Source organism: Aquiflexum lacus (genome assembly GCF_015476655.1).
In the GTDB taxonomy this organism is placed as follows: domain Bacteria; phylum Bacteroidota; class Bacteroidia; order Cytophagales; family Cyclobacteriaceae; genus Aquiflexum; species Aquiflexum lacus.
In genome coordinates, this window is the sequence record NZ_JABFHF010000007.1 from 53,089 (window position 1) to 75,489 (window position 22,401).

Annotated in this window: 20 protein-coding genes; 5 read left to right on the forward strand and 15 right to left on the reverse strand. The window is 39.0% G+C overall.

Annotated features, from left to right (window positions below):
- Positions 1–3 precede the first annotated feature (3 nt).
- From HMJ38_RS08445 to HMJ38_RS08465, 5 genes are all read right to left on the reverse strand, one after another.
- Entirely contained in the window at positions 4–1,215 is a 1,212-nt protein-coding gene (locus HMJ38_RS08445; RefSeq protein WP_194973945.1) for a serine/threonine protein kinase, read from the reverse strand.
- A gap of 79 nt (positions 1,216–1,294) precedes the next feature.
- Complete coding sequence (locus tag HMJ38_RS08450) at positions 1,295–1,453, reverse strand: hypothetical protein (RefSeq protein ID WP_194973946.1); 159 nt, start codon at positions 1,451–1,453, stop codon at positions 1,295–1,297.
- 346 nt (positions 1,454–1,799) lie between these two features.
- Positions 1,800–2,420, reverse strand: a complete 621-nt coding sequence (locus HMJ38_RS08455) for a class I SAM-dependent methyltransferase (RefSeq protein WP_194973947.1) — start codon at positions 2,418–2,420, stop codon at positions 1,800–1,802.
- A 17-nt stretch (positions 2,421–2,437) separates the two neighbouring features.
- Complete coding sequence (locus HMJ38_RS08460; protein WP_194973948.1) at positions 2,438–4,042, reverse strand: T9SS type A sorting domain-containing protein; 1,605 nt, start codon at positions 4,040–4,042, stop codon at positions 2,438–2,440.
- Positions 4,043–4,285: 243 nt separating this feature from the next.
- Positions 4,286–4,588, reverse strand: a complete 303-nt coding sequence (locus HMJ38_RS08465) for a hypothetical protein (RefSeq protein ID WP_194973949.1) — start codon at positions 4,586–4,588, stop codon at positions 4,286–4,288.
- 282 nt (positions 4,589–4,870) lie between these two features.
- Here HMJ38_RS08465 and HMJ38_RS08470 point away from each other — a divergent pair, with 282 nt between their 5' ends.
- Positions 4,871–5,089: a hypothetical protein gene (locus tag HMJ38_RS08470; protein WP_194973950.1), complete on the forward strand. Its 219-nt coding sequence runs from the start codon at positions 4,871–4,873 to the stop codon at positions 5,087–5,089.
- A gap of 202 nt (positions 5,090–5,291) precedes the next feature.
- Here HMJ38_RS08470 and HMJ38_RS08475 read toward each other — a convergent pair whose 3' ends face one another.
- From HMJ38_RS08475 to HMJ38_RS08490, 4 genes are all read right to left on the reverse strand, one after another.
- On the reverse strand, positions 5,292–7,256 hold the full coding sequence (locus HMJ38_RS08475; protein ID WP_194973951.1) for a c-type cytochrome: 1,965 nt from the start codon (positions 7,254–7,256) through the stop codon (positions 5,292–5,294).
- A 17-nt stretch (positions 7,257–7,273) separates the two neighbouring features.
- A complete protein-coding gene (locus tag HMJ38_RS08480; protein WP_194973952.1) occupies positions 7,274–9,085 on the reverse strand; it encodes a 3-keto-disaccharide hydrolase in 1,812 nt (603 codons plus the stop codon).
- 781 nt (positions 9,086–9,866) lie between these two features.
- Complete coding sequence (locus HMJ38_RS08485; RefSeq protein ID WP_194973953.1) at positions 9,867–10,022, reverse strand: lmo0937 family membrane protein; 156 nt, start codon at positions 10,020–10,022, stop codon at positions 9,867–9,869.
- A gap of 105 nt (positions 10,023–10,127) precedes the next feature.
- Positions 10,128–10,439 (reverse strand): hypothetical protein, encoded by a 312-nt coding sequence (locus HMJ38_RS08490; RefSeq protein ID WP_228779962.1) that lies wholly within the window; start codon positions 10,437–10,439, stop codon positions 10,128–10,130.
- Between the two features lie 275 nt (positions 10,440–10,714).
- Between HMJ38_RS08490 and HMJ38_RS08495 the strand changes: the two genes are divergently transcribed.
- Positions 10,715–11,176, forward strand: coding sequence for a YehS family protein (locus HMJ38_RS08495; protein WP_194973954.1), 462 nt, complete (start codon positions 10,715–10,717; stop codon positions 11,174–11,176).
- A gap of 164 nt (positions 11,177–11,340) precedes the next feature.
- On the opposite strand, the gene HMJ38_RS08500 is transcribed toward HMJ38_RS08495, so the two are convergent.
- Positions 11,341–12,003, reverse strand: coding sequence for a protein-L-isoaspartate(D-aspartate) O-methyltransferase (locus HMJ38_RS08500; RefSeq protein WP_228779963.1), 663 nt, complete (start codon positions 12,001–12,003; stop codon positions 11,341–11,343).
- Positions 12,004–12,283: 280 nt separating this feature from the next.
- On the opposite strand from HMJ38_RS08500, the gene HMJ38_RS08505 reads away from it, so the two are divergent.
- Positions 12,284–14,077, forward strand: coding sequence for a hypothetical protein (locus HMJ38_RS08505; RefSeq protein WP_194973956.1), 1,794 nt, complete (start codon positions 12,284–12,286; stop codon positions 14,075–14,077).
- Between the two features lie 21 nt (positions 14,078–14,098).
- Positions 14,099–14,317, forward strand: a complete 219-nt coding sequence (locus HMJ38_RS08510) for a hypothetical protein (protein ID WP_194973957.1) — start codon at positions 14,099–14,101, stop codon at positions 14,315–14,317.
- Between the two features lie 18 nt (positions 14,318–14,335).
- On the opposite strand, the gene HMJ38_RS08515 is transcribed toward HMJ38_RS08510, so the two are convergent.
- The gene (locus HMJ38_RS08515) at positions 14,336–15,127 is read right to left on the reverse strand and encodes a cation transporter (protein ID WP_194973958.1); all 792 of its coding nucleotides are present in this window, start codon (positions 15,125–15,127) and stop codon (positions 14,336–14,338) included.
- Between the two features lie 135 nt (positions 15,128–15,262).
- Between HMJ38_RS08515 and HMJ38_RS08520 the strand changes: the two genes are divergently transcribed.
- Complete coding sequence (locus HMJ38_RS08520) at positions 15,263–15,700, forward strand: RrF2 family transcriptional regulator (RefSeq protein WP_194973959.1); 438 nt, start codon at positions 15,263–15,265, stop codon at positions 15,698–15,700.
- 9 nt (positions 15,701–15,709) lie between these two features.
- Here HMJ38_RS08520 and ccsA read toward each other — a convergent pair whose 3' ends face one another.
- Genes ccsA through nrfH form a run of 4 tightly spaced genes read right to left on the reverse strand, consistent with a single transcriptional unit; the run spans position 15,710 to position 22,345 of the window.
- A complete protein-coding gene (ccsA, locus tag HMJ38_RS08525) occupies positions 15,710–18,835 on the reverse strand; it encodes a cytochrome c biogenesis protein (RefSeq protein WP_194973960.1) in 3,126 nt (1,041 codons plus the stop codon).
- 4 nt (positions 18,836–18,839) lie between these two features.
- On the reverse strand, positions 18,840–20,168 hold the full coding sequence (locus HMJ38_RS08530; RefSeq protein WP_194973961.1) for a hypothetical protein: 1,329 nt from the start codon (positions 20,166–20,168) through the stop codon (positions 18,840–18,842).
- A gap of 23 nt (positions 20,169–20,191) precedes the next feature.
- Positions 20,192–21,685: an ammonia-forming cytochrome c nitrite reductase gene (gene nrfA / locus HMJ38_RS08535; RefSeq protein ID WP_194973962.1), complete on the reverse strand. Its 1,494-nt coding sequence runs from the start codon at positions 21,683–21,685 to the stop codon at positions 20,192–20,194.
- A 27-nt stretch (positions 21,686–21,712) separates the two neighbouring features.
- On the reverse strand, positions 21,713–22,345 hold the full coding sequence (nrfH, locus tag HMJ38_RS08540) for a cytochrome c nitrite reductase small subunit (RefSeq protein WP_194973963.1): 633 nt from the start codon (positions 22,343–22,345) through the stop codon (positions 21,713–21,715).
- Positions 22,346–22,401 lie beyond the last annotated feature (56 nt).

Below are 22,401 nucleotides of genomic sequence, written 5' to 3' on the forward strand. Positions count from 1 at the left end.
CTCTTATTTTTGAGCGGAATTGAGGGTATCCGTCAACCTTAAAAAATCCTGATAAATGGCTTCTGCTGTTGAATACCTTTGGGTAGGAATTTTGGAAGTACAGTTCTTAATCAAATTCTTATATTCGGTTGAGATAGGTCTTCCCCAAGCAGTTTGGGCTGGAAAATCCAGATCTTTTGTCTGAATTTGATCAGATAATTCTTCCCAGATAAATCCGGAAAAGGGCACTTTTCTATAAAGCGTAAAATAGACAATCATTCCTATCTGATACACGTCTGACAAAAAATTCGGTCTGTAGGAAAATTTATCTATGCTGATGGAGTTGATTCTTTCAGGGGGTAAATAATATAATACCCCACCTACCTTGACGATTTCATTCCCTGAGTTAGCAGCGTCAATAGACATACCAAGATCAATGATTTTGACCTCGAGATCTTCACTCACCAATATGTTTGATGGATGGACATCTCCATGAATTATACCTCCTTTATGAAGTTCTCGAAATCCACGGAGTACATTATTGATCAACTTAAATTCCTGTTGCGCTGTAAGTGGTTCTGATTTTCTAAAAAATCTAGGTATCCCCACACCACTGACCAATTCCAAAACCATATAGGCGAATTGTTCTTGCTCCTGATAATCAAAAAGTTGATAAATGGCAGAAATTCCAATTCCTTTCTTCAAAAGGCTCTTTTCCAGTCTAAAAAAGCCCAGTTCTTTATTATAACTTTTTTTATTAGCAGCTTTTTTCCCATTGAGCAATTTTATGACTCTGATTTCATTGGTAGGTAAGTGGAGGACCTTGTAAATGTCAACCAATTTTTTGTTTGAAATCACGGAGATTACTTTGTAATCACCTATATGATCATCCGGTTCAAAAAATGGATCAATGGATGAAATACTTTCTTCCTTTGTTTCAGGGATGAGGAAACCTTTTTTTAGGGAGATTTTAAAAATACCCGAACAGTGATTTTTAAGGCTTTCGGAACTATGGTCAAATTCTTTTTCAAATTCCAAGACAACCTCATCCAAGGATTTTGGGGTTTGAAACTTTTCTAAAAAATGTTTGATAGAATCATTGATAAGGAAATCTCTTTTGATAAGTGGACTGGAGATTTTGTAAGAATTTCCCCTGTATTGAGGCTTGATTTTTTGTGATGTTTTTGCGTCGAGTTCTCTGATCTTTAGGAAACTTGACATTCTGTATCTTTCCATGATCATTGGATTTTATAATAAATACTGCTTTTGTAGAAACCACAGAAGGGCAATATGATCGCCCTTCTGTGGACCCACATTAAGAACTGAATGAGCTTTCGGAGCTTTCAGAACTTAAAGATTCAGCGCTCAATGAAGATTCAGAGCTGATTGAATCTGAGCTTGAAGAACCTGCTGCAACGATTTCGTTGATGGCTTCTCCTTTCAACTCGTTCATGAATTTTTCTAAAGTAATCATGGTTGTGTTTGTTTAATTGTATGGCTACTCTATTGAAATGGATTTTCGCCTTCCCCCAAAATACCTCCTCTAAAATCTGAGAAGATGTGTGCCCCGAAGAGCACGGTACAGGTTACGTAACATAGATATGTCGAAGCCATACAAAAAAATGTAACCACTTAGAAGGGGAAAATTAAAAAAAGTCGTTTTGAGGTGTGGTATTTTTACCGATAGCTATCGGTAACGAACCCAGATAAACAGGATTTGTAAGTCCGGTCACCTAGGATATTCTAAGTCAATGGAATTACAAATTCCATTCATCTGTCCTCGGGATTGCAAATCCCGAGGAGCGGCAAAGCAATTCATTTTATTTTTTCCTAAATACACAAAAGCTGTAATTCTGACTTAGTCCTGAAGGAGTGATATGGTCAATGTTGAAACTTCTGACAGTTTCAAAATAGGGTGAAAAGGTTTGCTGCAATTCTTCCAATGCATATTGCATGACAGGAAGGCCACTGCAGGTGTCAGGTCCTTTATCTGAAAAAGTGCCTATAATCATCAAACCATTTTCGTTGATTCCATTTTTTGCTGTTTCCACATAGTTACTGATGTCAGCTTCTTCTGTCAGGAAATGGAATGCGGCTCTATCATGCCATAAATCGTATTGGCGATGGGGTTCGAATTCCCGAATATCTGATACTATCCAATCGGGAAGTTTACTTTTTTCGGCTAATCTCAGTTTTGCTTTTTCGATAGCCTTGGTAGAAATATCCAACACGGTCACATTCCTGTAATCATCGGCCAATAAGAAATCTACCAAATGGCTGTCCCCCCCGCCAATATCAATAATTTGAGAATCTTTGGGTATGGCAAGTTCTTCCATCAAAGATAAAGTCAAAGCAGGTCGTGGTTGGAACCAACCTACTTTTTTTGTGTCTTTGGTCGAGTAGATGTTTTCCCAATAGGGTTTTGAATTGGTGTGATTCATTGTTATTGATGGTATTTTTATTGGTTTTTGAGAAGCTTTTTAGAAACATAAAATTTATCCTCAAAAATGACTGTTAGGATCAAAATCTCATTACCCGAATTGTTTGGGACACGTATTATCAGGTCATTTCTTCCGATTACTTGATTGGTATAATTTCCTTGCTTGATAATTTGTCCATGGCTATTTGTGATGAAATAGTCTGTTTTGGTAATTCTATTCAGTTGGAACCGAATGGTTATCATGTCATCAAATGGATTTGGAAATACCAGGAAATCAAAAGGATTACTTCCGTCCACAGGAAGAATGCTTGATATAGGACTTTTAATCAATTTGACTTCAAATATAGAGGGTTCTGCACTTGTTGTATTGGTTTGGTTGTTGGAAAATGGATTTCGGGTTGGGCTGGTAATTCCCCCGTAAATATGTCCAAGAACATAGGATTCCTCTTTGATGTCAAAAAGTTTGACAACCTTATTGGCGTAAAGCGGTAAGTCGAAATTGGGGATAAACTCGGCGCTCGCACCTTGAAGATTGGGCATTTCAAGAGGTAATAAATATTCCTTTAGACTCCCATCTTGGTATCTTGTAACCCTACTGATGGTTTTGGTAAATGGAACAAGATTGTCTTGAATCAACTCTCCATTTTGGTAATAATACTGGCTCATTCCCCCAAAAAAGAGTGAATGCATCTGTTCGTTTTCTTTATCGTATACGCCGACTTTAGCCCCGTGATAGTTGCTTAGGTATTGATTGAAGGTAGTTCTAGGAGTGTAGCCGTCTTCAGTGATATCGACAGGATATAAAAAAGGCAGATTAGCATTTATCTGAAATACTCCTGATGAAATCATATATCCAAGTTCTTCATGAGCAAAGACCTGAGGAACCAAGTTATAATCTCTTCTTCTTAAGTGGACAGGATCGGTGATGGTTTCGTAATCAGTAACTGCCAATGGACCAATGGTAGGAGCAATTTTGAATTTACGGATTTGGTTGGTGTATTCTTGGGAGTAGGAGGGGCCACCAAATGGATTATACCTACCATCAAAACGATTGCCACCGATTAAGTAGAAAACATCTGCGATTTTTCCCATTTGACCTCCTGATACCGCAAATCTTTCATCTTGAACCTGAATGAAATATGGCGAAATGTCTGACTGATTTACAACGGCTTCAATAAGGCCATATACATCAATTGCTGTGAGGAATGGAAAGGTGACATGATTTCCCCTGGATTCCGAAAACGCATATCCACCCGCAAAATATAGTCTAGTTCCATCTTGAATAAAATTCATGTTGGTAGTCTGAAGCTGTTCTCTTAAATCAGTTGAAAGCTGATTAATGGAAGCAGACCAAAATTGTTTCTCTTTTATGTCAACCACATAAATATTGGTGTTATTTGCGCTTGCTGGAAAGGCAGTATTTGGCGTGCGGGCATGTAAACCATCGGTTCGGCCCCCAATTATCAACCACTTTCCTTCATGCTGCGCGAAGGCATAAGAATGAATTCCGGGAAGATTTGGGATTTCTATTGGATTGATTTCGAGTATATATGGAAAAAAATCCACTTGAGCTTTAGCGTATGAACTCCAAAAGAATGCCAATAGGAATAGTGCTTTTTTCATGACTCTTAGGGAAGAAGAATAAACTTAGTGATATTGAAAAAGAAATAAAGTGACAGCTGTCACCTATTAAACTTTATTTTATCAAGGTTTACTGGCTCTTTAAAGCCAATATTTTTTATCAAGATGTATATCCAAACTGTAAAAAAACCATCTGATTTTAGATTAATATTATGAACTAAATGGTTCAAAAATTTTGTCAGCCTGAACGAGGAAACTAGTCCGCTGATGATCAAAATTATATTCTCAATCCTCCATATTTTTTGATTTTCCACGCCTCACCAACTCCCAAAAAGTACCTGCATCTTTAGGTATTGGAGTTTTTTCGATTTTAAAATTGATCTTGTTTATCCCTATGGCAGATAGATAATGGGTCAGGTCTTGGAGTGAAAAAGTAGTTTTGTATTCATCCCGGACTTCTTCTGCATCTTTCAAACATAAGTTTGGGGTAGGATTAGATTCAAATGTTAAGTCTAAGTTTGTTTGAAATTCATTCATTAAATCCTTAAGGGTTCCATCTTTGGCTTTTTGTTGAATTTGTTTAATCAATTGATATTTTGGGCTATCCATTAGCTTGTGTCAGAGATATTTTTAAGTTCAATATAAGTAATCTTTAATAAAAGGTTATTAATGGATAGGTCGTCACTTCAAAATTAAAGATATCCCTATTAAAATAAATCAAACAACTGAAATCGATATAACTGGAGAATAAAAAAGGATAAATAGGTCTTTTATTATATTCTTTGTATATTTGTTGAATCAGTATGGATTAAAAAGCGCTTTTTCTTAATAAGTTACAAAAGAAATATTCACCATTTAAACAATATTGTCATGAGAAGATTTGAAGAATTTACATTGGGAGAGATCTTGGAAGCCGACTTTAGGTCCATCAGGGTTTTTAGGAATTTGGGAATAGATTCTTCCACTTTTAAAGAAAGAACGGTGAAAGAAATATGTAAGAAATATCATATTCAATCAGAAAACCTATTGGACAGTATCGTTGATAATATGGAGTCAAAGGCTATTTTCGAGTCACATGAAGTAAGTTAAGAGCAAGTCACCACCAATATTTCAGGTTTTATCAATCTTTGAGATTTTTAGAATCGAGTGGTGGGATGAACCATTTTTGAGTCCTTATAAGGTAGTTCATGAAAATTCACAGATTTTATATCCGCTAAATGAGCGCTTTCAATCGAAGTCATCATGTTGACTTCATCGGTTTACAATCCAGATAGTATCAAATAACAAGGAGCTACCTCAGCGAATTGATATATGCAGCAATTTTCAGAGCCTCATCTCGAGGAACCTGAGGCATTGCAGCCATAGGCGTGGAATAATCCGGCCAATTTTCAGGCTTGGGGTTATAGATCAGTTCTACAATCTGCTCGTTGGTATATTTCCTTTTTGCAATATCCGCGTAGGAAGGACCGACCTGTCTTTTATTGGCCTGATGACAGGCTGTACAAGTGTTTTTGGCTAATAATGAATTGATCACTTCCATGGAAGGTACTTCTTCGGCTTTTGGTGTGGCTGGTTTAACAGCAGCAACAGCTACCGGTTTCTTTGAGGTTGCTGCTTTTTTTGCCTCCTCAGCTTTGATCTTTTCCTGTTCTACTATAGAATTATACCGACTGACATCGACAAGGTCTAGTTTTTCGCCTGTTGGGATATTGTTTAAGGTGTAGTAGGCTGTTGGATGGACTAGGGAATGGGAGTCTTTTCTCTCTCTTATACCATCCAATGAGATACGATGGATATAATATTTTCTCAGTCCGTCAACGATGATCCTGACTTTCATCCCATCATCCGAAACTTGGACACCTAAAATATTATTGTCCACAATATTTACAGGAGGACTACCGTATACAGGGGTGTATTTATAAGTAAAACTTTGAACGGCATAGGAGGCCAGGTCAGTGGCTAATTTGAAATCAACAGGTTTGGTAAACTCAATTTCAAATCCATCAGGCATGGCTTTGACGGTTCTCATTTCAAAAGGTATCTCGTTGTTCCAAACCATTCTTTGAAGGCCTTCATTGGCTTCTCCTGCTGAACCCCAACCCCTGTTGGTTTCTCCGACAAAAAGTGATTTATCAGGAGCAAATGCCATCCTTAAAACCCCGGATTGAAAGCCACTTCTAAAATCTATGGAAGCACCTTGATACTCACCATTTACTTTTTCAAGGAAAATCCTCATGATCTTACTTTGTCCTTGATCACCGATCAGAATCTGACCTTCAAAAGGGCCAAGATGTCCTTTCGGGATCTGTAAAGGTTCTGCATTGGAAATGCCATGTATGCCATGTGGAAGCCAAACTGCCGGTAATTTTAGGTCGGGCAATTTCTCCTTGGCCTGATACATGGTCACAAATTCCTCATCAATTACATTTTCAGGTTTGATGTATCGGCCATTTTCATCCTTTACTTTTCGGGGATCCACCACAGCATCAAATTGGGCAGAAGTAAGCTTCAAAGGAGAACCTTCCATTCCAGTCCAAGCCAAGCCGGCCGGATGTCCTGAAAAATCCCCTTTTTCCAAATGCCATAAACCTCCGGAACCTATATAATCCCCTTGATTTTCGGTATAGAACAATTCACCGTCGATAATTCCCAATCCTGCAGGTGAGCGCATACCTGTTGCAAATGGCTCAATGGTTCCGTTCGGAGTGATTTTGATCACCCAACCTCTGTAAGGAACCCGGCTTTCACCTCGCCACCATTCCTGATTGCCGAAAGCCACATTTCCTGAAACATAGAAACTACCATCTTTTCCAATTTTTGGTCCAAAGCTATATTCATGGTAATGTCCTGAAATCGGCCATGAAGCAAATGTTTCGTAAAGATCAGCCACACCATCCTGATTGGTATCTGTCAGCTTGGTCAGTTCCCCTCTTTGGGCACAATAAAATGAGCCGTCTTTGTAAACCAGTCCGAGTATTTCGTGTAATCCAGAAGCGAATTTCCTGAAATAGGGTCGGGGACTTGTGGGATTTTCCACGATAAAAACATCACCTCTTCGAGTCGCAACTGCAAGGTGTCCATTGGGTAACATCACCAGCCCACCTACTTCCAGTAAAGTGCCTTCCGGTGAACTTACTTTCATAATCTTGTAGTAATCCTCCTCCATAGGAGACTCTTGGGCAAATGCCTGATTCATTAAAATACCTGAGAGGCAAAGCAAAAATGAAAGCGTATAAATTAAATAGAATTTTTTCATCAGTTTATGGCAATAGGTTAAAACAAGAGGGAATATTGTAAAGGAAGGCTGATAGAAACCATCAGGTTTTGACCATCGGTACCGCTTTCAATGGACGGCTTGGACGGTGATTTTGGGTCCATTTGGATATAGTAACCTTTGTCTACTACCCAATACAAACCGTCCTGAATCATTTTAATTTCTCCGCCCGAAGCGATGCTGTAACGCTTATTGGCAGTGATCCCTTCTGTAGTAATTGATCTATCCAATCCTTTACCATCTGCCCTTGCGATTATAAAATCCTGAAATTTCACACCAATGTTCTGATACTGGTATTCTACGCCTCCATTTTTAAGCTGATAGCCATTGGCTTTAAACTTTTCACTCATGGCAGTGAACTCTGTATCATGGAGATTTTTTTCTGGATTCCCCAGAAAGACCACAGCGCCCATTGGTCTGGAGACACCATTTCCGCGGTTGTTCCACATGGGCGTGGCATCCAAAAATTCACCCCGCCATACCTGGGCAAGGTTGCCTTTACTCAGGTCAAAAGAATAATGCACTTTTTGGGCACCTGCAACCGAAACTGCGTGGGTCAATCTTTTTCCATCAGGTAAATCGATAAAACTTCTGAGAACAGGGACTTCGTTGGGATTTACCAAGATTGGATCGACCATATTAGTGGTTGATATGTTGCTTTTGGAAAGGGGGGAAAGACGGAGACCGGGACCTGCAATACTTAGGTCCAGGCCTGTGTCAGACCAGTCCTTTGTTTTGGAAACCAGAATCTCTACAGGAACACTTCCTTTCTCAAGCTTGATTTCCTTGAATTGATAGCCTTCCTGTATGGGTAGTAGGTTGATTCCATTGATATAAAACGCTCCCATTCCTGAGGGAACCCCCATCAAAAAGGTGTAATTTCCTGAGGAAGGAATCTCCAGCTTGCCTTCGTACCTGATGAGGTTTTGTTTGGTAGGAGTATAGACTTGATCATTGATGTTTTTAATTATTCCTATCCCGGATTCATTCAATTTGTCAAATTCCGGAACTTGGTTAAAAAAACCTTCATATACCATATAGCGCAGGTCTGACAGTACCGGGACTTCCGCATCAAATTTGGTGACTTGAATATTTCTAAAAGCCACAGCACCATGGTCACCTTGAATGCGGATGGGTCCTTTTGGTATATCATTTGGCTTCAAGGAACCTCTTGTTGGTCCAAATACTTCCAGATTTTCATGGATCAATACACCGTTAAGGTGGACAGATAGGAATTTTGCATTTTCTGTTTTTTCACCCTGATCATTGAATCTTGGGGCTTGGAAAGATACTTTTAAGTTTTGCCAGACTCCGGGTGCTCGGCTAACATTTTGGCGAGGGGCATAGCCTTGATATCCTTGCTGTCCATCGGGCTCGTTATCATCCCATCTTTCATAGACACCACCCATATCTCCTGCACGTGCTGTGGTTTTACCCCAACTGTCGAGTATCTGAATTTCATACTGTCCCATCAGGTAAACACCGGAATTGGATTGTGGAGCTACCATGACTTCAAGCTCCAGGTCAATATCACCGAATTCTTCCAAAGAAATCAGGTCCTGTCCATTGTTCTTTTTGGTAGGTTGGTTGACCAGAACCCCTTCACCTTTGTTGAAATTCAGGAGATTGGGCTTGTCCAAATTACCCGACACTTCTCCTGCATTGTGCCAAGTGCCGGTATTGGGTTTAAAGTCTGAAAGGGAGTTGATTTGTACGGTCTGTTGGGCAATGAGTCCTGCTTCAGGAAAAAATCCGGTCAGAAGCAGACAAGCAACACAGGTCGCCCAGTTTTTTAAATTAGTTATGGTCATTTTTTCAAAATAGGGGGTATGGTATATTGAAATTTTACTGACCCTAAAGATGCCCCAAAAGGGAGGTTTTTCCAAATGTTTTGGATTGGTTGAGACCTAAAGAGATTAAATTTCTACTAAAAAAATTCCAAGTTAGAGAGGATGGAAATGACAAGAGGTTAAGCTAAATGAATTTATTGGATTTTTTGCTAAGATTACTTTCTGATTGAATACCGGAAGGTTACTTACTTTTAAGAAACTTCTTAAGATTAAAACGCTATAAAAATAGAAAGACAGGTTAACAAACCTGCCATTCTTTCTATGAATAAGCCCTAATGATTATCTATTGTTCTTAAAGATTTTTTCCAAGTCACCAATCATTGTCTCCAATAAATCAATTTTTGAGTAAAATCTTATGTTTCGCATTTTCTCTACAAAGAGAAAAAAAATTATCCATTTTCAGCCAGTGTCGGTATAATTAATTCACCCAAACAATTCTACCAAATTAAAAGTGTCATTAGCAAAGTGATTTCTCCTCTAAATAAAATCACTTACTAAAATGTTCACTCGCCTACTCATGGATAATCAAAAAAAATGCTGTTTTCTTTGTAGAATCCTCAATATTACTGATCACTTTTGATCATTATTGTTTTCCTAGTGTCTAAGTCAAATACTTAATTTTGTTATTACAAAGGTGGTCAATGATTTTCGTATCCAGCTTACATTAAGTCCTCTTAATGTTGCATACATCCTTGATTTTCTATTTTTTTGGAAGATCCTGGAGGCAGGAATCAGTCATGGATCAAATTGGTTTTCTACCGCTGATGACTCTAAACAGTACTGCGATTATAGCAATGACCAACAGAATGTGAATGATGCCCCCACTGTTGTAGCCTAGGAATCCTACAGCCCAAATGATGACCAATATGACTGCGATAATGTATAGTAAATTTCCCATGATTCTGTTTGTTAGATGTGTATGTTTAAATGAATATTGTTTTTTGTTGATTTTTCTACAGTTGCCAAATTATGAAATGCAATGTCCAGTCACTGGCCTATGAAATCAAAGCAACAAAATCAACAATACAATGACCAAAATCAGAGCCCCAACGGATAAATAAACACCTCCGTTGTTTCTGGTGATTTCTTTTTTGGTTTCTCTCAACTCCTTTCGAAGTTCTATCCTTTCTGCTTTCGTCAAGGAAGATTTGTCCATTTTCTTAATTTCTTCCAATCTGTTTTTCAGGACCTCAATTTCCACAGGGGTCATGGTAGACTCAACTGGTGTTTTTCCCTTGCCGACGGCCAAGACAGGACTCAGAGAAAGTGAAAAGAAAATAAAGACTGTAACCCAGGTAATTCTTAAGTTTTTCATGTGAGCAGTAAGTTGTTTTGTGCTGGGTGTAATTGACAGCGCTTGATTTGATTACTTTGATTTCCAATCATCATAACAATACAAATGTAAGATGATATTCGCCTAAAAATTTTATATAAAATCAGGTACTTATTGTATAAATTACATAAAAAAAGTAGGTTTGAGCATGATGAAATGCTTTTATTGTTTTTTCTAATCCATTTGGATAATGTCACCTTTTGGCACATCTTTATCCTTGATTTATTAAACAAGTCTTTTTAATTCATAATATTACCATGACCAACAATGACATCCTCCGCAGCTTACGTTATACCTTTGATTTTGGAGATGATCAAATGATCGGGCTTTTTGAGTTAGGGGGTAAGGTCGTTACCCGTGCTGAAGTGAGTGACTGGTTAAAAAGGGATGAGGATGACGGTTTTAAAGGAATTTACGACAAAGATCTTGCATACTTTCTAAATGGTCTGATCATCAAGAAAAGAGGAAAAAAAGATGATGCGCTACCTGTTGCTGAAAAAACCCTTACCAATAATATGATCCTCCGAAAACTGAAAATCGCTTTGGAACTTAAGGATGAGGATATTTTAGAAATGTTGGAGCGATTGGATATCCACCTCAGCAAGCATGAACTCAGTGCTTTTTTCAGGAAACCCACCCAAAGCCAATACCGACTTTGCAAAGATCAGGTTTTAAGGAACTTCTTGCGTGGCCTTCAATTAAAGTATAGAGCAGATTAAGTTAATTTTTTTGTTCACTTAGCCGGAATTTTTATAGATACCTGCATGCCGGGAGGCGGGCGAGATTTATGGATATTTATTTGCTACACTAAAGAAACACAAACGTATCAAGGTCAATAAAATAATGCTTTAGATTTTTATTCCTGATTTCAGACGACCTAAACCTAATCGTTTCTGGTAAAAGGCACGAAGCGAACTGATCCAAGGTTTGTGGTTTTGACCTTTCCTTTCACCTTTTCAATTAATATCAATTCCTGAACAGCCCCCTCTTTGCCGACGGGAATCACCATCCTTCCGCCTTCTTTGAGTTGGTCAATAAGTGGTTGTGGAATCTGTTCGGCAGCAGCAGTTACCAAAATGGCGTCAAACGGTGCCTCAGAAGGCCATCCTTGATAACCATCCCCGATTTTTACAAAAACGTTTTTGTACCCTAATTTTTCAAGGTCAGCTTTGGCTTTTTTCCCCAGATTCTCTACGATTTCTATGGTAAAAACCTGATCTACGATTTCTGCTAATACCGCAGCCTGATATCCCGATCCTGTCCCGATTTCCAATACCTTCATGCCTTTATTGGGCTTGATGATATCTGTCATGTGCGCTACAATATATGGTTGCGAAATGGTCTGCCCATCACCAATGGACATAGGCCTATCTTCGTACGCATTGGCTTTTTGCTTTTCGGGAACCAACAAATGCCTTGGAACTTTTCGCATTGCCTCAAGAACCAAAGGATTTTTTATCCCTCTGTTTTCTATTTGTGACCTGACCATATTTAACCGTTCGGTATGGTATGCGTCAGCTTGAAAGAATGCGATTAGTATCATCATTATCCAGATATGCTTCATTTTTTAATTCAGTTTTTATTCTAAATCAGTATCAATTTAAGGCTTAATTAAAAAGATTACAATTCGAGGTATTTAATCCTCCAATTTTTTAATTCATTAAGCCCAACTCCCATTCTTTCTAACTTCCAATCTTTTAATTACATGACAAAAGTCACCTTGTTTAATGAGTTATGCTTTCTATTTGCAATCAAATAGAGGATAGTTTTGTCAACTAATATATATTCTACGCAATAGGAGACCAAAACACTAATTCTTGTAAACAATGATTGCCACTCAAAACACACTACATAAATTCCATATCCCTGTAATGGGTTTAGGATTTACCGTTGACTCTCCGATAAAAATTGCCAAGTATGGTATTTCTTCTGCCGTATCCATAATGGATGATCACTTATTGGAAGATATGAGACGGATTTATAGTAGAAAACTAAATATTCCTTATCTATACATTGATGAAAAAGAGGAAGATTACAGAGCAAAAAGAGTAAAAGCATACTTGAACCTCCTTCATCAGGCAGTTGAAAATCAAATACAGGAACTCAAAAATCAGAATTTTGATAGCGATTTGGAAATCAATCAATACTTTGAATTGTTGCCAGAGGAGCATGATTTATATCAATTATATAAAAAACTTTCCTATGTGACTGATTCTGAGAGGGTCCAATTTGAGAATACTTTAAGGGAAAACATTATTCCAGGAAGTATTGATGTCAATATCATGACTAAAGTGGATAAAATCAATCATGATTCTAAAGGCAATGAATTACCAAGGGAATACTCTGACGCGCTATCAGCTTTGAGAGGTTTTGCAGAAAGTAATCTCAACAGTGCTGTGGTTTTTTCAGCTGGATTGAATCCCGCATTGTATAGTTATATCGAACAATTCCCCGATTTTTTTCCTGATGCGAACGGAAACATCAAAAAAAGAATAATCCTCAAAGTTTCAGATTATAGGTCAGCATTGATCCAAGGCAGGTTTTTGGCAAAAAAAGGAATATGGATATCAGAATTCAGAATAGAATCAGGTTTGAATTGTGGAGGCCATGCATTTGCGACCGATGGATTTTTGGTTGGTCCCATTTTGGAAGAATTCAAGGCAAATAGGGAAAGCTTAAAAGAAACCTTATTGACCGGATGCCAACAGGCTTTGCAGCAAAAAGACCTGCCATTGCTGCCGGAAAACATCAAACCTAAGATTACTTACCAAGGAGGAATTGGTAATGCAGAAGAAAACAGTTTTCTGATGGATTATTATCAATTGGATGGAACAGGTTGGGGAAGTCCCTTTCTTTTGGTTCCCGAAGCTACAAGTGTGGATAAAGATACTTTGGACAGATTGGTCAAATCCAAAAAATCCGATTATTACCTCAGCCATGCTTCACCACTTGGGGTGCCTTTCAATAACCTGAGAATCAGTAGCGGCGAAGAGCAGCGAATCGCCAGAATTGAAAAAAACAGGCCAGGAAGTCCCTGCTATAAGAAGTTTCTGACTTTCAGCAAAGAGTTCTCTGATAAAGCCATCTGTACAGCATCGAGGGAATACCAAAATCTTAAGGCCAAACAATATCAAGCAGGGGAAACTACGGAAATGGAGTTGAATGAAGTACTTGTAAAGGACTGCCTTTGTGAAGGGCTTAGTGCGCCTGCAATATTGAATGCAGGAGAAACACCCCGTCGAAATCTGTCTGCTGTGACGATTTGTCCGGGGCCTAATTTGGCTTATTTTAAAGGTGTCTTTAGCCTCAAAGAAATGGTGGGACACATCTATGGGAAACTCAACATTAATTTAGATACCGAAAGACCCCATGTGTTTGTCAAAGAACTGCAATTGTACATGCAGTACTTGAAATCTGAGATGGAAAAAGCACTTCCAGAAAACAGTAAGAAGTTTGAAACTTATGTTGAGAAATTCCAAAAGAACCTTGAATCAGGAATACAGTACTACAACGAACTTACCAATGCGGTGACTATAGGAAAAGAAGATGTCACCAAAAAAATGAAAGACCAATTGAATGCCATTCTCCTCGAGATTCATGGGACGGCTTCTATTGTCTGATCAACTTAAATCCACACTAAGATGAAAAATTTCGAAGATTTTACCGTAAATGAAATTATAAAGGCAGACTTCCGGGCAGCAACGGTATTCAGAAAATTTGGGATTGATCCGGTTTTGAACAAGTCAAAGACTATCCAAGATGTCTGTTTTCATTTCCAACTGGATTCGGAAATGATTTTGGATGAAATTATTGAACAAATGGAAGTAAAGGTACCAATGCCTGTTCAGATGATTGCGTAAAGAAGCTTTGCATAGTGTTTATTTACCTAGTTTCAGTATCCTCAATGCCCCTCTAATTACGATAATAAATACAATCATGCCCACAACTAAATCCGGATATCCTGATTGAAGCCAATTGACCAATACCCCGGCAATGATTACTCCAATATTGATGACAATATCATTGGAAGTGAAGATCATGCTGGCCTGCATGTGGGCCTCATCGCTTTTTGCTTTTTGTAAAAGATAAAGTGAAAAAGCATTGGCGATCAAAGCCAAAATTGATACGATGATCATGGTAGAAAAATCCGGCATTAATTCGGTTCCAACAAACCTTCGGATAATTTCGGTTAATCCGATTGTAGCCAGAATAATCTGAAAATAGCCTGCTATGCGTGCAATTTTCTTTTTCAAAAAGATACTGCCACCTACTGCAAAAAGACTGATTGCATAAACAAAGGCATCTGCCAACATGTCCAAACTGTCAGCCACCAGTCCCATTGATTTGGAAATAATCCCTGTAGTAATTTCAATGAGGAAAAAAGAAAAATTGATCAGCAGAACCGCCCAAAGCATTTTCTTTTGTTGGACTTGGGAATTAAATGAGGTGATTGATGATTCTTCTGATGATTCTAAGGTATCACCTAGGTTCAAGGAGCCTATCAAACTTTGGATTTCCGAAATGCCGGCTTCGTGATAGATTGTCAATTTTCGTTCATTTAAATCAAACTCAAGGTTTTTGATTGATTCTTGATCTGCTAATTTCAACCTTAATAAATTTTCCTCAGAGGGACAGTCCATCTGTGAAATTTTAAAAACTGATTTATTCATAACCTAAGATATGTCTCAAATTGTAAAACTTTAAAAAAAATTTAAACAAAAATAGCTTTGTCTTTGTATCATTTAATACGGATAGAAAGATGATAATATCTTTATTTACGGACTTGTTTACCTCAAAAAAAAATTATGTTCTCTAAAGCTTGTCAATACGGAATCAAATCAGTGATATATATCTGGAAACAAAGTCAGATTGGCCATAAAGTAGGTGCTAAAGAAATAGCGGCCTTTGTTGATGCACCAGAACCATTTACTGCAAAAGTTCTCCAAGAACTTGTCAGAAAGAAAATAATCGGTTCGCAAAAAGGACCCATGGGTGGCTTTTATGTAGGAAAAGAACATGAGAACTTTACTTTAAAGGATTTGGTGGTTGTCATTGACGGGGATCATCTTTTTTCAGGATGTGGTCTGGGACTGAAACAATGTTCGGAAGATAACCCATGTCCCTTGCACCATGAAATCAAAAAAATAAGGCTTGATCTGACCCAAATGCTTACTCAAAAAAGCATTAAACAACTCGCAGAAGAAGTTGAAAGTGGGGAAACTGTACTTTCAAGATTAGTTTAATTAAGGTCATCAAACCACTAGTTGTTTAACCTCTGATTCCTTTAATTTTTTATATTTTACAACAGCCAAGACTGATATAGTCAATAGAATCAAAATTACCCAATAAACCCAATTGGGAACTGGGACAGGATCACCGGCTGCATAAGAATGAAGGCCTGATAAGTAATAATTGACCCCGAAGGAAGTCATGATGATTGAAGAAAAGGCCCATAAGCTTGCAAGGTTGAAGACCAGACCATCTTTGAATTTGGGGATCAATCTTAAGTGCAAAACAAAGGCATAGACAATCACTGAGATCAAGGCCCAGGTTTCTTTTGGATCCCAAGCCCAATACCTTCCCCAACTTTCATTGGCCCAAACACCACCAAGAAAAGTTCCGATGGCCAATAGAAACAATCCTATGGTAATTGACATTTCATTGACCATTTGAAGTTCCCGGATACTGTTCCACCATTGTTTCCCTGGAATATTGGGTTTGAATATGGTCAGCATCAAACTTAGCAAAGCAATGATTGCGGCTAGGGCCAAGGGTGCGTAACTGCTTACGATAATAGCTACGTGTATTTTCAGCCAATAAGAATTCAAAACAGGCATCAAGTTGGTGATTTCAGGATTGAGCCAGTCCAAGAATCCTACGAAGAGTAAGGTTCCCGAAAAAAGCAGTCCAAGTGGCAATGTGAATTTTGACTTGGCAGAAAACAACAACCCAAAAAGCAACACACCCCAAGCCACAAATACCAGCATCTCAAACCCATCACTCCAAGGCGGATGTTTGGCGATGTACCATCTCAAACTGAGGTGGAAAGTAAAGGTCAGAAAACCCAACCAAGTCAATATTTTACCGACTGACCAGACTTTTTTCCAAATGCCATCATTATTGAAAAGCATCAAAATTCCCAAAAAGAGCATTGCTGCACCCAAAAGCCAAAACAGACCAAAAAGTCTGGTTCCAAGATTCAATTTGTTATAGAGCAATTCTGCTTGGATTTCATTGGATGTGGGATAGACATCCTCTCCGATTTTTTCCTGATACAATGCAATGTATGACAAGGTTTCTTCGGCTTCCTCCCAATTTCCTTCTTCAAGGCCTTTGGTGAGTGCACTGAGGTAGAGTGGAGTAATGTTTTTGACAAAAACAGCATCTTCTTCATCAAAACCCTGCATATACTGCTGGCCGGTAAACCATGTATTGTTTCCGTCCAATTTGTTTGGGAATAGCCGTAAAAAGTCTCCTGTAAGCAAACCATAGAAAATATTGAACCTTTCATCAGTTTTGAGTAACTCTTTATGTCCTTCATTTCTTTCGGAAGGTTTGAGTTGATTTGCTTTTTCTACCAAATCCTGTATCAGGTAATTTCCTTCCTCATCCAAAAAATCCCTGAAACTGATCCTGTCACTTGCTTCCTTACCCAAAAGCTGAAAAACCTCAAAGGACTTTGTCTTGTCAATTTTTATCAGGGGTAAATGACTGTATGTACTCGGGTCCATTTGTACCGCAAGGAGGAATTGTTCCGGACTTAACCTGAATTCGTCTTCCTGATTTGGGATAGTTACGTATGTTTTCCCTGTTAGCTTTCTCGTGATTTCATTGGCCAATGTATTCAAAGGCTTCATTCTTCCATCCAAATCCTGAACAATGAGTTTGCCATAAGCCTCCGCTTGTTCCAAAGGGACTATGGCGGGGTTTATTGATTCTGATTCTTGGGCAAAACTGTTGGAAGTTGTACCCAATAAAATCAGAAGAGATGCAGCGACTTTTTTGATATTTCCGAGTTTGGTATTCAGGATTCTGAACCTGCTACCTTTTGCAAAGAGTGTTAGAAACATACCCACCGTCAAAAGTAGATATCCCAAATAGGTGATATAGGTGCCGGGCCTGTCTTGATTGACAGAGAGTACCGTACCTCTCTCATCGGTATCATAAGAAGATTGGTAAAACCTGAACCCTTTATGATCCAATACATTATTCATGAAAATACGATAGGGAACCTCTTCTCCCTGATCCATCACCATGACTTCGCTTGCATAGCTTGCAGGGCTTTGACTTCCGGGATATCTTTCCAGTTCGAATGCATTAAGGTAAAGACCAAAGGGCAAGTGTATGGGTTTAGGGCCAAAAGTGGCCGAATAGTTTTTGCCTTCATAAGAAAAAGTAGTCCAACTTGGATTGAAGCTGACCATCTTCACAAATGCCTCTGTAATGTTTTGACCTGATTCATCCTGAATGCTGTATTTGATGACATCCAACAGATTTTTGGCTAATTCGGAATCTTCTTCCCCTACATAGCCCAGTTTGGCGTTTTCATGAATTCCTTTGACCAAAAATGCCCCACCTTCCCATTGATAAAGCGTCCGCAATTGGAGTGGTTGGGTTTCTCCGGCATGTTGATTTCCCATTTGTTGGGTAGCCATCTCCATCAGTTGTAAATGTATATCTGATTCAATGATCCAAGATTGATTTTCTTTGTAAATCCGAATAGTGTGGTTTGGGTCATTTTTGGTACTCAATGTGATATCACCCATTTGAATAAATTTACCTTTATCCACCAAATAATCTTCCCGTCCTGCACCAATGGCAACTGCCAAATCAACAAAAGTCTCCGTTCCGTCCAAGAATTCTTCCTTTGCACCTTGAATATATTTTTCAAAGACCACCTTGAATTTGGAGTCACCCAAATTGGCAAAGACGGTTTTGGGCTTGAAGTCCTTAGGGAGTAGAAGGAGGGGTTTTTCAAAGGAATGTATGCCATCTTCATTGCTTTCATTGATCTGCAGGTAATGGGCAGTGGTGTAAAAAGTATTCTCTTCTTGGCCCTGACGGATATGCATAATTCCTTCTTCACTAAAGTATCGTGTCACTCCTGCACCTAAGATGATGATGACAAATGAAATATGGAAGAGCCCGATAGGCCATCGGTTTTTATGAAACAGTCGGTATTGGTTGATATGCGCCAAAAAGTTGATGGCCATCCAAATCATGATAATTTCAAACCACCAAGCATCATAAACCATGGAGCGGGCTACTGGAGTTCCATGGTCATTTTCAATAAATGTAGCCACCGCCATCGATCCGGCAAATGCTATGAACAAGATCAATGTGACTTTGGTGGAAAGCAGTATTCTGATGATTTTCATGTTTTTAGAGCAAAATACCGATAAATTTATTTTTCATGGTTGGCCTGAAGATCAACATTAGGTAAGCCCAGTTTTGGGTTCCTTTTGGATTATTGTTATTCTGAATGTAAGCAAATGAATCGGTACTGAAGAATTGACTGTAACCACTTTGGATGGAAAATGCATCATTGACAATATATCCCAATGAAAAATCCAATTGTGTTCCAAAGTATGCATCCAATTGGTTTGAACTGCCCGGTTCTTCTAGCCTGAATATTTTATTCTGAGCAAAGAAAGCATGGATGTCACCTTGGAGAAAGAACTTTTTGTTGAAAGCATACCTGGATCGAACAAAATAATCTTCCAAACCAACATTGTCCTCATGAGTTCCTCCCACAAAAAATAAGTCCATATAGCCATTGAATAAATGGTTGGTGCCATAAAGAGGGTTATACGAATTGTTTTTTTCGGTTTCATTGTTAGCTGTGCCACTGATATGTTCAGTGCCCACGGATACAGTCCAGACTTTACCTTCCTCTGCATTGATTGGAAATGTATGGTTATATGCGATGCTGAAATTGTATGCGTTCAGATTTCTTCCCGCGATGTCCTTTCCGAATTGATGGTAATAAAATGCAGAAACTTGAGAATTTCCGGAATTGTATTTGAAAGTAGGAACGCCCAAAGTAGATCTATATCGTATACCTTTTTCCAACAGTGCTCCGTTGGTATCAAAGTTTTGCCATTCTCGCCCATCATTCCAGAACAAAGCAGAAAATTGGACTTTGCCCCATTTATTTTCATACCGGGCCATTTGGGCTATTTTGTATTGGTTGGGGATTAGAAATGGCTGATCTACAAGCGCCTGGGAAGCTTGGTTATAGGCGCCTCCAAAATGGAACTTCATGTTGTCTTTTTCGTGCATTGCCAAAGCAAAATCATGTGCCCGTCCCTGCAATGCCCAATCCAAGTTTCCCAAAAACCTGAAGTTATCATAATTGAGTTCCTGTCTTCCTAATTTCACCTTCCAGGTATCCGAAATTTTAGCCATTGCCCAAGCTTCATGAACTGATAGGAAATTGTCAGAGGCTTTTACCTGCGGTGTATTTCCCCATACCCTAACATCCTGTATGCTCATATAGAAAGTGAAATTTTCCATTTCATATGCTGCTTGTAGCCTGGCACGGTGACCTATAAATGCAAAGGGTTTTTGATCTTCGGAGATAAGTCTTCCAAATCCGTTTCGGAATTCCGAACGTTGAAGAATTTGTCCATCTATTTTAAATTGGGCATACAGACTTTGGTAGGAGAGGAAAAACAAAATTCCCCATCCCAATATCAATAGCTTTTTCATGGCTTGGGAATTAAAATGATTGGTTATTTGCTGCTAAGGACTTTTACTTCTTTTTTGGCTTCCCGAGCTTTACCATCCTTTAGCCATTGCGGTACAACCTGCTCTAAGAATTTGGTTTTCTCCAAGAGTTCTTTTTCCATATCAAGTCCGATGTAGGCTTGTAAAGCAGCTTTATCATTGAAGTCAGGCATATCAACAGGTTTATTATGTCCCATTGAAGCCAGCAACCTTGTCAGTTGGATTCTGCTTTCCTGAATAGTACTCATGGCAGAGGTGATAATTCTACTGGACTCCAAAGGTGCATGAAAAGCACCTCCATGAGAAGCCACTACAAAATCCCATCTCCATTGAGCATGGCGGATTCCTTTCAGAATCTCTTTCATTTGCTCTTCTGTGGCCCCTAATTCCCAGGCTTTGCCGGCCTCGATGTGTGCCATGGCCAATTGTTTTTGTAATTTGGAGGATCCTTCTTTGACCTTTCTTTGCCTATCATACACATCGGTCATGAGGTCTTCCTGTTTTTCCCGGTGGCAAACGAAACAGGAGTTTTCCACATTGCTGAGGGGTGAACCGATATGGTGGTCTGTGAATTTCTGTCCACCTTCGTTTTTGTACGGCATATGGCAATCTGCACAGGATACACCTCTTTTGGCATGGACTCCCATTTCAAAAATTTCATAATCAGGATGCTGTGCTTTGAGCATTTTGGCCTTGCTGATGGGATGTGTCCAATCTGCAAAATCAATATTGTCATAATAATTCTCCATGGCTTCCACACTCAACCCATCTTTCCATGGGAAGGTGAGGTAATTTGCATTTTCTTTTCCCGGCTTTGTCTTGTCAAAATAATATTCCACATGACATTGAGCGCAGACCAAAGAGCGCATTTCCTGATGGGAAGCCTGATTGATGTCTTTGCCCATGGCTTCAAAAGCTTCAATTAATGCAGGACGCGTGATGGTCAGGTTCATGGTTTCAGGATTATGGCAATCAGCGCATCCAATGGGATTGATCACCTCAGAACCCAAATTAGATAATTTGGTGCTGTAATATTCAGTGACTCCCATTTCGCTCATTAATCTAGGTACATCAGGGCTTTTACAAGTCCAACAGGTACTGGGCATCACACCATCACCCGGCTCCATGGGCGAACCAATTCGAACTGAGTTTAATACATCCGTGATGGCATAGGCATGACCCCTTGGTTGATTATATCCTTTGCTGAAGGCATATCCTGCCCAGAGAACAATTAGTTCAGGCTGATCATCCAATACATCCATAAAACCACTGGTATTGTACATACTTTTGAAAGTAGTGTCTTGGGTCTTCATATAGGATTGATACTGTCTGGGGTAATTCAACCCCCATACCGAATCCCTTGGTTCGATTCCTTCAATCTGTACTTTAGGCTGATAGGCAAATCTTGCCTCAGTTTTTCTGTCCATGATAGTATAGGCCAACATAGCCAGCAAAAAGACTATTACGGCTGTTAATCCAAAAAGAATCCAATTTTTCATGAGTGTGGGGTTTTGAAAATGATGTTTTTATTGCTTGTTTTTTTGCATGCTTTCTTTGAGCCATTGGGGAATAATTTCCAAGTCCGGTGGGGCATGGGCACGGATGGGTTCAATCTGATGCCCTACTGAAGCCAAACTCCTTATTTTTCCATGAGGCACTTCCCTATGACACTCCCAGCAGATTCTATCGGTTCGATGTGGATGGTGATTTTCTACAAGCCCTATCAACTTTGCATCTGTCACCTGATCCTCATGGCATCGGATACAATTACTTTGTATGACTTTAATGGATGGTTCTAAAGCTTTGATAACCTGTGGTTCAGCCCTTAGGGTAAAAACTGAAGCATGGTACAAACCATCTTTGGCTTTGAAGAAATATTTGTTGGCAATATTGTTATGAGGTACATGGCAATCATTGCAATGTGCTACTTCCCGGTGTGAACTGCGTGTCCACGTGATATATTGGGGTGTCATGATGTGGCAATTGACACAGGCCTGAGGATCATCCGATAAGTAGGATGCTGCGTTGCTTAAGCGTATCAGGTATAATCCCAAGCCAAAAATAGCTGCAACCAAAACAGTCGCATAAGGTCTCCAAACTCTAGGAGGGACTAAGTTGTATTTGAATAAATTTCTTTTGATTTTTTGACGTTTACCCATAGGGTGGATCTTTTATAGGACAAAGTTGTCTACTATTTTTTTCTCAAAACATGACA

Coding starts and splice junctions, on each gene's coding strand:
- HMJ38_RS08445 (WP_194973945.1), bottom strand. CDS start 1,215: ATGGAAAGATACAGAATGTCAAGTTTCCTAAAGATCAGAGAACTCGAC.
- HMJ38_RS08450 (WP_194973946.1), bottom strand. CDS start 1,453: ATGATTACTTTAGAAAAATTCATGAACGAGTTGAAAGGAGAAGCCATC.
- HMJ38_RS08455 (WP_194973947.1), bottom strand. CDS start 2,420: ATGAATCACACCAATTCAAAACCCTATTGGGAAAACATCTACTCGACC.
- HMJ38_RS08460 (WP_194973948.1), bottom strand. CDS start 4,042: ATGAAAAAAGCACTATTCCTATTGGCATTCTTTTGGAGTTCATACGCT.
- HMJ38_RS08470 (WP_194973950.1), top strand. CDS start 4,871: ATGAGAAGATTTGAAGAATTTACATTGGGAGAGATCTTGGAAGCCGAC.
- HMJ38_RS08475 (WP_194973951.1), bottom strand. CDS start 7,256: ATGAAAAAATTCTATTTAATTTATACGCTTTCATTTTTGCTTTGCCTC.
- HMJ38_RS08480 (WP_194973952.1), bottom strand. CDS start 9,085: ATGACCATAACTAATTTAAAAAACTGGGCGACCTGTGTTGCTTGTCTG.
- HMJ38_RS08485 (WP_194973953.1), bottom strand. CDS start 10,022: ATGGGAAATTTACTATACATTATCGCAGTCATATTGGTCATCATTTGG.
- HMJ38_RS08490 (WP_228779962.1), bottom strand. CDS start 10,439: ATGAAAAACTTAAGAATTACCTGGGTTACAGTCTTTATTTTCTTTTCA.
- HMJ38_RS08495 (WP_194973954.1), top strand. CDS start 10,715: ATGACCAACAATGACATCCTCCGCAGCTTACGTTATACCTTTGATTTT.
- HMJ38_RS08500 (WP_228779963.1), bottom strand. CDS start 12,003: ATGATGATACTAATCGCATTCTTTCAAGCTGACGCATACCATACCGAA.
- HMJ38_RS08505 (WP_194973956.1), top strand. CDS start 12,284: ATGATTGCCACTCAAAACACACTACATAAATTCCATATCCCTGTAATG.
- HMJ38_RS08510 (WP_194973957.1), top strand. CDS start 14,099: ATGAAAAATTTCGAAGATTTTACCGTAAATGAAATTATAAAGGCAGAC.
- HMJ38_RS08515 (WP_194973958.1), bottom strand. CDS start 15,127: ATGAATAAATCAGTTTTTAAAATTTCACAGATGGACTGTCCCTCTGAG.
- HMJ38_RS08520 (WP_194973959.1), top strand. CDS start 15,263: ATGTTCTCTAAAGCTTGTCAATACGGAATCAAATCAGTGATATATATC.
- ccsA (WP_194973960.1), bottom strand. CDS start 18,835: ATGAAAATCATCAGAATACTGCTTTCCACCAAAGTCACATTGATCTTG.
- HMJ38_RS08530 (WP_194973961.1), bottom strand. CDS start 20,168: ATGAAAAAGCTATTGATATTGGGATGGGGAATTTTGTTTTTCCTCTCC.
- nrfA (WP_194973962.1), bottom strand. CDS start 21,685: ATGAAAAATTGGATTCTTTTTGGATTAACAGCCGTAATAGTCTTTTTG.
- nrfH (WP_194973963.1), bottom strand. CDS start 22,345: ATGGGTAAACGTCAAAAAATCAAAAGAAATTTATTCAAATACAACTTA.